We start from the raw sequence: 12,593 nt of genomic DNA, 5'->3' as shown, positions 1-12,593 counted from the left end.
TTTTATAATTATTTTTTATTACGCAAAAATATTGCGTAATATAAACGGATGTTTGTACCGTAATTAAAATGAAATGGAAACAAATATTTTAAATATCGAAAAATTAGAGGAAGCTATTCATAACGGATATATTCATAAGAATAAACATCCGGAAGCTGATTTATGGATTTATAATTATACGCAATCTGCACAATATGAAAGTTATTGGACAAAAGAAACTTTACAATGTAGAGGATTGATTTTAGATGCAAATTATAATATCATTGCTAATCCTATCGCTAAGTTTTTCAATGTAGAAGAGATCGGATATGAAAATTTACCGAATCTTCATTTTAAGATATTTGATAAAATGGATGGATCACTTGGAATTTTATATTGGCTAAACAACCAGCCGTATATTGCAACTAGAGGTTCATTTAATAGTAAACAATCAATTAGAGCAAACCAATTACTAAATAGCAAGTATAAACATTGTATTCAGAATTTAGATTTGAATAAGACTTATGTATTTGAAATCATTTATCCTGAAAACAGAGTTATTGTAGATTATGGTCAAGATGAAAAGTTAGTACTTTTAGCTATTATAGATACTAAAACAGGTATAGAAGAAGAACTAGTAGATATTGGTTTTCCGTTACCAAAACAATATCATTATAATAGTATCGAAGAGCTTAAAAGTTTAAACTGGAATAATAAAGAAGGATTTGTAATTAAATATGAAAATGGTTTTAGAGTAAAAATAAAATTTGAACAGTATATAGAATTACACAAAATTGTGACTCAAATTTCTTCTTTAACCATTTGGGAAACTTTAAAAGAAGAGGGAAGTTTAACAAAATGGATTGAAGATGTACCAGATGAATTTTTTAAATGGGTAAAAAAAACAGAGTCAGATTTAAAATTAAAATTTAAAAATATAGAAGAAATCGCAAAGTTAGAATATAAAGAGTTTGGTACAGACAGAGAAACAGCAGCGTATTTTCAAAGCTGTACATATCCAGCTGTATTATTTTCAATGAAAAATAAAAAAAACTACGATCAAATTATTTGGAAAATGATTCGTCCAGTATTTGAAAAGGCATATTCTAACGAGCACAATTAGATATTAAAATATTATAACATTATTAATGACAACTATTTTACGTCATTCCGAATTTATTTCGGAATCTCAAGATAATCACATTTTAAGTTTTTGATGAGAACTTGGAACAAGTTCAGGTTGACGTTATTAATTTCAAAATAGATTAAGAATTACAATTAAAAACTAAGAAAATGAAAAGAATAATCATATTAAAAGGAATACCAGCATCAGGAAAATCAACATACGCTAAAAAGTTAGTTTCAGAAAATCCTGGAATGTATAAGCGTATCAATAGAGATAGTTTACGTGAAATGTTAGATGCAAATCACTTCAGTAAAGGAAATGAAAAGTTTATTGTGAAAACAAGAGATTTTTTAATCAAAGAAGCGCTTATAGCAGGAAAACATGTTATTGTCGATGATACAAATCTTTACGACAAAAATCAGGAAAGAATTGCAGAAATAGCCAGTGAATACACCAATGAAACAGGTCACGCTGTAAAAGTTGAAGTGAAGTTAATGGAAATAGATGTAGAAGAAGCAATTCGTAGAGATGCTGCTAGAGAAAAATCTGTTGGAAGGGAAGTTATTCTAAGAATGGATAAACAACTGAAAACAAAAGAAAAGCTAAAAAACGAATATGTAAAGCAAGATGAAAATTTACCAAAAGCTATTATTTGTGATTTAGACGGAACCTTATCTTTAATTACAAATAGAAGTCCGTTTGATGGTAGTAAATGTGAGCAAGATTTGCCTAATGTACCAATCGTTAATCTGGTAAAGAATTATCAGAAGCTAGGATACAAAATCTTATTACTTTCTGGTAGAGATGGTCAATACAAATCAGAAACAGAATCTTGGCTTCAAAAGCATGAAGTAAATTACGATGCACTTTGGATGCGTAATCCTAAAGACAAAAGAAAAGATTCTATTATAAAAGAAGAATTATATAGAAATGAAATTGAAAATAAGTTTTATGTAGAATTTATTCTAGATGATAGAAATCAAGTTGTTGATTTGTGGAGGAAGAAATTACAACTACCTTGTTTACAAGTGTTTTATGGTGATTTTTAGAATGTAAATTAATGTTGGTTATCTATACTAATTTTAGTTTTGACGTCATTCCGAATTTATTTCGGAATCTCATAACAGTTTAATCTAATTAACAATGATAATCTGAAATACTGAAATAAATTCAGCACGTTCAGGTTGACGTATATAGATAATCATAAGTAAACTATGGAAATTCCGTATCAAATTTTCGGTTCTAAAAGTTCTGTTGACTTAGATGTATGTTTTTTTGTTGATGAGTTAAATTCGATACAAGAAAATCATGAAACGATAAAAACATACATCGAAAAGTCAAATATCGATACAAATAAAGTCATAAATGCTAATCTAGCAATTATTGAAAAAGGTATAGTCATAGCTTGTTTTAAAGGAGAAGAAGATGAATTAAATAATGCCTTGTATGAAACTTATAACGTTTATAAACAGCAATTTGAAAAAAGAATAATAAGGAAAGTAAACAGAAATGTTGAAGCTAGAATAGAGAGGTGTTTACGTTCTCTAATATCATATTTTACAAGAACTGAATTTAGAACAAAAGCAAAAGAAGCTCTAAGAGGAAGTATTAAAGATAAAGTTGTTTTTTTAGAGAGTATACAACTTGATAAGATTAAAGGTTTTGGAAAAAATGGTTCTCAAATAGAAGTGTATAAAACCATAGCTTTTCAATTAGGAATTACGTTAGCCTTATTAGAAGCTGTTGAATTGTATACTAAAGAAGGTATCATTGAATATTATCCAAATCTTGAAAAGTATTTACTAAGAAAAGAAAGTAATGCAAATGCATTACAAGAGTATTTAAATGAGTTTATAAGTGTTTTGAAAAAGAGAAATTATGAAACCAACTTTAAAAAAGATACATGATTTTCCATTTCGATATTATCAATATGGATCAACAAGTTCTACTGATTTAGATGTAATTATTGAAATCACAAAGGAAGAAATGCCATTAACTCAAGAAGAACGCAAAATCAAGTTAAAACAATTAATGTTAGATTTTGAATTGAACTGGAATGCTATTTTTGTAGTAATTGAAGATGGAGTTTTGGTCGATACCATATATACTAAATCATGGATTGATTCTTTGAATAATGCATTCTATCATACTTATAAAAATCATAAACAGTTTTTTGATTTACCAATTAAACGATTATTAAAAAGAAATAAAACATTAGCGATTTACAAAGCCGTAAGAACAGTATTAACAATGTTAACTAGAACAGATTTAAGAGTTAACATTAAACCTATTCTTAAAGGAATTCATTCTTTTTCAAATAAAATAGATGTTTTAAAAATACTTGATTTTACAAGTTTTAATTCTTTTAATCAGAAGAATACAGCGAATGAAGATGTTTGGAAAATTTTAGCTTTTTACATAGCTCAGAATATTTTATTGCTTTCAAAAAATAAAGAAGTATATTCAAAAGAAGAGATATTGAGTTACTATCCTCAATTTTCTAATTTTATAAATAGAAAAGTAATTTCAGTATCCGATAAACAAGAACTAAATATTCTTAAAGATATTTGGATTAAAGAAATTTCTAATTATGGAAATTTTACTTCAGATCATAATATTCTAAAGTGTAATGAAGAAGTAATTGATATGGTAAAAGAAGTGAGTTTAAATAATTAATAGATAAATTTTATATGAAAAAAGAAGGTTATTCTAGACATATTTTTTTGAATTTGGAACCTACTAAAGATGCTTTAGAATTTTTAAAACAAAGCCTTGATGTATATAGTTATGATTCTTATGTAAGTAATTTTTTAATGGATATAATCTTTCAAATAGATGAAACAAAAAGGAATTTAGACAAAAATGGTAATTATTATTGGCCTGAAGAGAATTTGATTCCTTACACATATCATTCATTATACAATCAAATGAATAAGGCTTTAATAATTTCAGAATCACAAATTATGTTTGCATATAAACAATTTGAATTATGTTTAAAAAATCTAATAAAGACTTTTTATAGAGATGATTATAATTTCAATATGTATAAATGGAATAATATTATAGGCTTTTTCGAAACAAAAAATATTAATTTAAGAGAACTGGAAGGGTATGATGAAGTAAATTCAATTAGAATTATTAATAATCAATTAAAACATAATTTTGATATAATTAATGAACAAACAGAGTCTATTGCTGAATTTATGAATGTAGAAAAAGATGAAGTTTCTTATTATGAGTTAGTACATTTTTATTCTAGAACTAAATTTTATATTCCTATTTTTTATAGTGAAATATGTCAAAAAATAGAAAATGATTTATTTTAAATAATATTCTATTATAAACTTAAATTATGGAAAAAAGAATTTTAGAACATTTAGCTGCATTAGAAAAAGAAAAGAATATTGAAATTCTATTTGCAGTAGAGTCGGGAAGCAGAGCTTGGGGTTTTGCTTCTCCAGATTCCGATTACGATATTCGATTTGTATACAAACATTCTAAAGACTGGTATTTAAATCTTTGGGAAACAAAAGATACGATCGAATTTATGACAGAAGATGATTTAGATGGATCTGGCTGGGATATCAGAAAAGCACTTCGTTTATTAGCAAAATCAAATGCTTCGTTTACAGGTTGGTTATTTTCATCTGTAATTTATAGAGCCAACACCGCTTTTTTAGAAGAATTAAAAAAATTGGCAAGCGAAAATTTTAATCCAATTGCTGGTTTTCATCATTTTAATGCAATGAATAAAGGTTTTGAGGAAACTTTAGGAACTGATAAAATGACATTAAAGAGTTTCTTTTATACTATCAGAACTGCTTTATGTGCCAATTGGATTACCAAAAAGCATACAATTCCACCAGTATATTTTAGAGAATTGTATGAATTAATTGATACATCTTTTCATGCTAAAATTGATGAAGTAATTCAGCTAAAAAGTGAACGAATAGAAAAGAGTAGCGATCCTGTTTCAGATGAACTAATTCGTTTAGTTAGAGACATTATTAATGAAAATAACGAGTTAAAAAATAGTTTGCCAAGCGGAAAAGCAAATCAAGAAGCGTTTAATACTTTCTTTTTGAAATATTTAGATTTGTAACTAACACTAAAAATTATTTATGTGCCTAATACTTTTAATAAAAACCTTGTAGAGCAATTGTAAAAATGATCTATTGATAAAAAGTTTGAAAATCAAGGCAGCAGTGAGGAAAAAGATGAAAAACTGTTTGAGTGATAACGAGTTTTTTTCATCTGTGGCTGTAGATGCTGTAGCATTTTCTTAATTTTTTATCATAAATCTTGATTTTTGCTTCTTTTCATCAAGGAAAAGAAAGAAGAATTATTCATTATCAAAAAGTTTTCGACTGCGCTCAACCTGACATTTATTTAAAAATATAAAGAAATGACACTAGAAGAATTAAAAAAATCAAACTCGATTATTTTCGAAAGTATTAGTGGAAGTAGAGCTTATGGATTACAAACGCCTACTTCAGATACTGATATTCGTGGTGTTTTTATTTTACCAAAAGATAAATTCTATTCGTTAGATTATGTTGGACAAATCAATAATGAAACGAATGATATTGTGTATTATGAATTAAGAAAGTTTATAGAATTATGCTTAAAGAATAATCCGAATATTCTAGAATTATTAAATATGCCAGCTGAGTGTATTCAAATTAAACACCCTATTTACGATAAAATTACTTCGGAGTTATTTTTATCAAAATTATGCAAGAATACATTTGCTAATTATGCTTTTACTCAGATTAAAAAGGCGAGAGGTTTAAATAAGAAAATTGTTAATCCGGTTGAAAAAGAACGAAAAGAAATTATTGATTTTTGTACAGTTCTTCAAGGAAAAAAATCATTACCATTAAAAGAATATTTAACAGAACATGATTTAGATATCAATAATTGCGGATTGGCTAAAATTCCAAATATGAAAAATTGTTTCAATTTGTTTTATAGTGATGCATTAGGCTATCAAGGAATTGCGAGAGAAAATGCAAACGAGGTGTGTACAAGCTCAATTCCGAAAGAAGAAAATCCAATTGCTGTTCTATACAGTAATTTAGAAGGTTATTCATCGTATTGTAAAAAGTACAAAGAATATTGGGATTGGGTTGATAAAAGAAACGATGAACGTTATAAAAGTAATATTTCTCATGATAAAAATTATGATGCGAAGAACATGATGCACACATTTCGTCTATTGCATATGGCTAAAGAGATTGCAAAAAACAAAGTAGTAAATGTTAGAGTTAGTGAATCTGAAAGAAAATATCTATTTAGAATTAAAAATGCTGAATTTGAATACGATGATTTAGTTAGTGAAGCAGAAACTATTAAAAAAGAATTAGAACAGCTTTATGAAACATCAGATTTACCAGAAAGACCAGATAAAACTTTAGCTAATCAGTTATTGAACAGTATAAGAACTGAATTTTATAATCAGAACGAATATTAGTGGTCTGTGATCATAAACTTACGTCAACCTGAACTTGTTTCAGGTTCTCATTAAAAATTGTTGCTTGCAAAATTTATGAGATTCCGAAATAAATTCGGAATGACGTAAAAATAGTATTTACAACTAAAAATTATTCAATAAACTAAAATAAAGAATTACTATAATTATTCTTAACTCGTAAAACTAATAATGCCAAAGAATAGAGGAAAAGAAGGTTCAGATGATCGATTATTTGGACAAGAATTTATGCAACGAAAGATAAAAGGAGCAGTTTTCGATATGTCGTTTCTATTAGAACGTGGTTATGGAGAAGCTTCTTCTTGCGAATTAGTTGGTAATCGTTACAAGTTGAATAAACGTCAACAACAAGCTATAAAAGGAATGTCTGCAGCAGCATCAGCTGTAAAAAACAGAAAGGAAAAGCAAATTTCGAAAGAGAATTTGATCGGTAAAGAAATCACAATTGATGGTTTTAATCAAATTATATTATTAGAAAGTATTCTTTCTAATGCGTATGTTTTTGAAGGAAAAGATGGAGCTTATCGTGATTTGTCTTCTTTACATGGAACTTATAAAAGTGTAAATCAAACAGAAGAAGCAATACGTTTAATTGGTGATTTCTTTCAAAAATATAAGGTAAAAAAAGTTGTCTGGGTTTTCGATCAACCAGTTTCTAATAGTGGTAGAATGAAAACTAAATTATTAACTATTGCAGAAAAATATCATTACAATTGGGAGGTAATCTTAGAAAACAATCCAGATAAAGTAATTGCAAATAGTGAATTTGTAGCTATAACTTCAGATGCTTGGATATTAGATCGCACATCTATTTGGTTTAATTTAATAGCTGAATTACTTCCCAAAAATTATAAAACATTAGTTTCTTGTTAGATTAGAATTCTCAAACTCTAAAAAATATTGCATATTTGCATCAGAAATGAAACAAGAATCATTACATAACAAAATTCAAATATCGAGAAAAGATGCTAGTGTTTATCTAAATTGGATGAACGCAGGAAGGACGTTATGTAATTATTTCAGAAGAAAATAGAGATTAAAAACAAATAATAATTCATAGTAAAAGCGTCCAATTTTTAAGTTGGACGCTTTTTTTGTAAAAAATGATTAAAAATCTTAGAAAGATAAAAGGTAAACACATAGTCGATGTTGAATCAACAAATAACTAATAATCAAAATAGTAACAGATTTGTTGTGTATTCGTAAAACTACGGACAGGAACTCTATTGAATTGTTTTAAGATAAGTTGCTGGTTTTTAGTTCTTTAAAGTTTGTGTGTTTAAAATATTTGACACATATTTGCACCACGAAAAAATTAATTCATAGGAAATGCTAAAAATGAATAATATACAAGATTGGAATACTAATAAAAGTGCACAAATAAATAGTGCTAGTATTGTTATGGAGTTATTTCAAATGAAAATTAGGAGGTATAGACAGTAAAAAGTTTAATATATAAATTTTAAAATGCACCTCCGAAACGAGGTGCTTTTTTTATTGTCAGTATTAAAGAAAAAGTATTTTAAAGAATTAATAAAAAACGTAGAATTATAAAGGAATGTTTAATGGCAATGAGTTCGAATCTCATCTTCTACACAAGCGCGCAAAAAGAGAATTAGTAATTATTAAAAAAATAAGATCATGTTTAAGAAATATAACAGTATTGAAAACACATACCGTGAAAAACAAATTGAGCAAGTTTATCTTCATGGATATGATAAAGAAAAATATGTAGTTCAAGAAAAAGTGCACGGATCTAACTTTTCTTTCATTACAGATGGAGAAGTAATTCAAGTCGCAAAACGTAGTGGGTTAATTGCTGAAGATGAAAAATTTAACAACTATAAATATGTACTAGAAAAGTATAGAACAACAATTAAAAAACTATTTGTACTTGTTAAAGAAAAATATCCAACTATAACTGAAGTTACGGTCTATGGTGAAATCTTTGGAGGTAGTTACGAACATCCGGAAGTACCAAAATCAAAAGGAATGTCAAGAATTCAAAAAGGAGTATTTTATACACCTGATAACGATTTCTATGCTTTTGATATTCGTATCGATCAAGAAGTGTATCTAAATGTAGATGAGGCGAATGAACTTTTTGAAACTGTTGGACTATTTTATGCAAAATCACTTTTTGAAGGTTCTTTTAAAGATTGTCTAGCATATTCAAACGAGTTTGATTCAAAGATTCCAGGTTGGCTTGGCCTTCCAGAGATTAAAGATAACACTTGTGAAGGTGTTGTAATTAAACCAGTAGAAAGTAAAATTTTTAAAAATGGAACACGAGTAATCTTTAAAAACAAAAACGAAAAATGGTCTGAACGTTCACATGCAACAACACGAGTTAGAAAAACTACTGTGATATCATTTTCAGATAAAGAAAAGGAAACACTAGAAAAACTAATGAGTTACATTAACGAAAACAGACTAATGAACGTACAAAGTAAACTTGGTGATTTCGAACCAAAACAAACTGGTAAAACCATTGGTTTACTATCTCAAGATGCTTTTGTAGATTTTAAGAAAGATTACGAAGAAGAGTGGAACACTATTGAAAAAGAACGTCAAAAACTATTTACTAAAGAACTTAACAAAGAAGCTGTTAGTTTAGTTAAAGAAGTACTTCTTTTTAAGTAAAGTAACGTCAACCTGAACTTGTTTCAGGTTCTCATTAAGTAGATTTAATTATTTAAAAATAATTTCGAATTAAATTCAGAAACTATTAAAATTAGAAATGTAGTTTAAAAGACAAAACATTGGAAAATACCCAAAGATGTAAGTAAAAATCTTTCCATTTCTAATTTTTTAAATTGCTACGCAAAAAGAATACGCAGTAATAAATTAAGTTTGTAGTGTTATTTAATAAAACATGAAAAAAGAAGAATTATATATTATACTGTTTGCCTTACAGAAAAAGCTCATTGAAAAAGAGGAAGAACATTATTTAACCTATTGTAAAAAAGAACATTTAACGTCTTTCATATCTAATTTACACAGTTATCATTCAGATGCTAATTTTTTAAATACACTTGCTTTACCATATTTCGAAGAAGAAATTGAAAGAGATAGAAAAGCTGCCTATGAACAGTTTCTATTTTTGTTTGAGATAAATGAAGTTGATGAATTAATTCAAAGATTTCAACATACAGATATCACTGATTTTCTTTTGGTTTTAGGGCAACGTTTAACATCAGCAACAAATAACACGATAAACGCACTTCCGCCTTTAAATGATGATGTTTTTAAAGCAAGTTTTGAGCAATATAATTTACACGTTACTAAAGCAGTTAGAGCTTTTGAAAAACATTCAGAGCGAACAATAAATAACTTTTGGGGTAGTGTGGAAGGAAATCCGAAACAGAAAGAGGAAAAGGTAAAAGAACTGATACAATATTTACTACATCACAAAACATGGTGGAATGTATTTTATCATTTTAAACACGAGTTGATTTACGAAGTTCGTATTACTTCTGGTCACGGAGCCAGATGGAAAAAAAGTAATTTAGAATTTATTGGTTTTGTAGAGCCTTTCTTGAATTTAGAAAATGAAAAATAATAGTATTTTAGCCTAAAAGAAAAAGTATTTTGTTATATATCATTAGTACTCTTATTGTCCTTTTTTTAGTATATAAAGTAATCACTAAAGAAAAAGTTGAACCTAAAATTAATACTGTCGAAATTCAAGAACATTGGTATACAATATTAGAAGAAAATGTACTGTTTTATCAGCAATTAAGTACAGAAGATCGTTTACATTTTAAGAAACGAATTCAGACTTTTTTAAATAGTGTAGAAATTATTGCGGTTGATTTTGTATTTGAAGATTTAGATATTTTATTAGTTGCAGCAAGTGCTATTATCCCAGTTTTTGGTTTTAATAATTTTATGTATCCGAATTTAAAAACTGTGATTATTTATCCAGATTACTTTAATGAAGATTTAGAATTCGCAGCAAAGTCAAAAAACAAAATTATTGGTGGATTAGTTGGAAACGGACGCTTTGAAAATAAAATGATTCTATCGAGAAGAGCTTTACACCATGGTTTTACGAACAAAACTGATAAAGGAAATACCGGAATCCATGAATTTGTTCATTTACTAGATAAACTAGACGGAAATATTGATGGTATTCCTAAAGCATTATTAGACAATAAGAATTTGTTAGTTTGGCTAGATTTAGTTCATGATAAAATGGAAGATATTAATAACGATGATTCTGATATTAGGAATTACGGAGGAACATCAAAAGAAGAATTTTTTGCAGTTGCTTGCGAATATTTTTTCGAAAGACCAATGTTATTAAAAAGAAAACATCCGAAGTTATATCAAATGTTAGATGATTGCTTTACAGTAGATTAAAAAATTAATGGGATAGTAGTTTAAATGGAGAAAAACTAGGTGTCCGGCCAGACCCAGATGCGAGTTCGAGTCTCGTCTATTCCACAAAGAAAATCATATGGAAACATATCAATTTACTCAAGAAGAATGGGACAATTGTATTAAAGTATTACAAACTTTAAAAGACAATCCTTTTCATAATCCAGATAATCAATTGTTTTCTGGTTTAATTACTAAGATTCATAAAAAAGCGAAAAAGCAAAAGAGTCATGAGTCAACTCAAGAAAGATTAAAACAAGATTTAAATGTTTTAAAAGAATCTACCATTTTCAAAAATGCAATTCGTAATGAAACGTTATATGCTGAAGGTGAATTGAATACTACTAAAGAATTTAAATCGATAAATAAACCTAAGAATTGTTATGTCTGCAATGTACAGTACAATAAGGTTCATTTTTTTTATAATAGAATGTGTCCGAATTGTGCTGAAGAAAATTATGAAAACAGATTTAAAAATATTGATTTAGAAGGAAGAAACGTAATTATTACTGGAGGAAGAGTAAAAATTGGTTATGCAACAGCTTTAAAAATATTAAGAGCAAATGCAAATGTTGTAGTTACAAGTAGATTTCCAGCTTTAGCTTTAAATCAATTTAAAAAAGAAGAAGATTATAACGATTGGAAACATAACTTAATAGTTTACGGTTTAGATTTAAGAAACCTAACAGCTGTAAAAGAGTTTATTGAATTCTACAAGTCTAATTACAATACTTTAGATATTTTAATAAATAACGCAGCACAAACTATTAAATACAACGATATTTATTACACACCATTAGTTCAACAAGAGCAGAAGTTACTTTTAAATTCTGATGAAAATTTGTGTATTGCAAATACAACTTCAGTTTTGCAAGAAACTAACTTATTAGTGAATTCTGAAGAATATCAGGATTTTGAAATGAATAGATTTGGACAGCCTATCGATACTAGAGAGAAAACAAGTTGGAATTCAACATTAGAAGAAGTTTCTATGTATGAGTTGTTAGAAGTTAATTTGATTAATCAGATATCACCTTATTTTTTGATTAAAGAATTAACTCCTTTATTCTCTCAATCTAAGTTTGATAAACGATTCATTATTAATGTAACTTCTTCTGAAGGACAATTTAGTTACAATAATAAAACGATTTTTCATCCACATACAAATATGACAAAAGCAGCATTAAATATGATGACACGAACTTCTGGTAAACAGTTTGAAAAAGATCATAATATTTTGATGTATGCCGTTGATGTAGGTTGGATTTCTACAGGAGCAAAAGAAGTTTTACGAGAAAAACAGTTTAAAAGAGGCTATATTCCTCCTTTAGATTCTGTAGATGGAGCAGCTAGAATTTTACATCCAATTTTAGAAGGAATCCAAGAAAAACCTATATTAGCTGGAACATTGCTGAAAAATTACAAAATAGAAAATTGGTAATATGAAGATAGTAGTTCAATGGAAGAATATATGCCTGTCACGCATAAGGTTGCTGGTTCGAATCCAGTCTATCTTCACTTTTTAAAATATAAGAAAGAGGTAAGCTAATTGGAAAGCAGCGGAATGCCAATCCGATGATGTTGGTTCGATTCCAACCCTCTTTCTTTTAAAAA

Annotated in this window: 12 protein-coding genes and 3 tRNA genes; all 15 read left to right on the top strand. The window is 27.6% G+C overall.

The genetic code is table 11. The features are described 5' to 3' along the window. Positions 1 to 73 precede the first annotated feature (73 nt). Entirely contained in the window at positions 74 to 1,102 is a 1,029-nt protein-coding gene (locus AC2TEO_RS02460) for an RNA ligase (protein WP_442266577.1), read from the top strand. Between the two features lie 170 nt (positions 1,103 to 1,272). Next, positions 1,273 to 2,154: a phosphatase domain-containing protein gene (locus AC2TEO_RS02455; RefSeq protein ID WP_442266576.1), complete on the top strand. Its 882-nt coding sequence runs from the start codon at positions 1,273 to 1,275 to the stop codon at positions 2,152 to 2,154. Positions 2,155 to 2,319: 165 nt separating this feature from the next. Next, positions 2,320 to 3,012, top strand: a complete 693-nt coding sequence (locus AC2TEO_RS02450) for a hypothetical protein (RefSeq protein WP_442266575.1) — start codon at positions 2,320 to 2,322, stop codon at positions 3,010 to 3,012. Continuing rightward, positions 2,984 to 3,781, top strand: coding sequence for a hypothetical protein (locus AC2TEO_RS02445; RefSeq protein WP_442266574.1), 798 nt, complete (start codon positions 2,984 to 2,986; stop codon positions 3,779 to 3,781). Before AC2TEO_RS02450 ends, AC2TEO_RS02445 begins: the two co-directional genes overlap by 29 nt. A 14-nt stretch (positions 3,782 to 3,795) precedes the next feature. Further along, complete coding sequence (locus AC2TEO_RS02440; RefSeq protein WP_442266573.1) at positions 3,796 to 4,431, top strand: hypothetical protein; 636 nt, start codon at positions 3,796 to 3,798, stop codon at positions 4,429 to 4,431. Between the two features lie 26 nt (positions 4,432 to 4,457). Beyond that, positions 4,458 to 5,207, top strand: a complete 750-nt coding sequence (locus AC2TEO_RS02435; protein ID WP_442266572.1) for a nucleotidyltransferase domain-containing protein — start codon at positions 4,458 to 4,460, stop codon at positions 5,205 to 5,207. Positions 5,208 to 5,510: 303 nt separating this feature from the next. Next, positions 5,511 to 6,578: a nucleotidyltransferase domain-containing protein gene (locus tag AC2TEO_RS02430; RefSeq protein WP_442266571.1), complete on the top strand. Its 1,068-nt coding sequence runs from the start codon at positions 5,511 to 5,513 to the stop codon at positions 6,576 to 6,578. 189 nt (positions 6,579 to 6,767) lie between these two features. Next, positions 6,768 to 7,469 carry a DUF434 domain-containing protein gene (locus AC2TEO_RS02425; protein ID WP_442266570.1) on the top strand — a complete coding sequence of 234 codons (702 nt, stop codon included), beginning with the start codon at positions 6,768 to 6,770 and terminating at the stop codon, positions 7,467 to 7,469. A 768-nt stretch (positions 7,470 to 8,237) separates the two neighbouring features. Further along, positions 8,238 to 9,239 carry an RNA ligase, Rnl2 family gene (locus AC2TEO_RS02420; protein ID WP_442266569.1) on the top strand — a complete coding sequence of 334 codons (1,002 nt, stop codon included), beginning with the start codon at positions 8,238 to 8,240 and terminating at the stop codon, positions 9,237 to 9,239. Positions 9,240 to 9,471: 232 nt separating this feature from the next. Continuing rightward, positions 9,472 to 10,158, top strand: a complete 687-nt coding sequence (locus tag AC2TEO_RS02415) for a tRNase toxin domain-containing protein (RefSeq protein WP_442266568.1) — start codon at positions 9,472 to 9,474, stop codon at positions 10,156 to 10,158. Between the two features lie 29 nt (positions 10,159 to 10,187). Continuing rightward, positions 10,188 to 10,961, top strand: a complete 774-nt coding sequence (locus AC2TEO_RS02410; protein ID WP_442266567.1) for a M90 family metallopeptidase — start codon at positions 10,188 to 10,190, stop codon at positions 10,959 to 10,961. Positions 10,962 to 10,970: 9 nt separating this feature from the next. Further along, positions 10,971 to 11,045 (top strand) — tRNA-OTHER (locus tag AC2TEO_RS02405). Between the two features lie 13 nt (positions 11,046 to 11,058). Beyond that, positions 11,059 to 12,420 (top strand): SDR family oxidoreductase, encoded by a 1,362-nt coding sequence (locus AC2TEO_RS02400; protein WP_442266566.1) that lies wholly within the window; start codon positions 11,059 to 11,061, stop codon positions 12,418 to 12,420. A gap of 3 nt (positions 12,421 to 12,423) precedes the next feature. Beyond that, positions 12,424 to 12,497, top strand: a tRNA-Asp gene (locus AC2TEO_RS02395). 16 nt (positions 12,498 to 12,513) lie between these two features. Then, a tRNA-Gly gene (locus AC2TEO_RS02390) sits at positions 12,514 to 12,584 on the top strand. The last annotated feature ends 9 nt before the right edge of the window (positions 12,585 to 12,593 follow it).

It is taken from the genome of Tenacibaculum aquaeponti, from assembly GCF_057221555.1.
The sequence above is the reverse complement of the archived record's forward strand: the minus strand, read 5'-3'. Positions and strand labels throughout refer to the sequence as shown.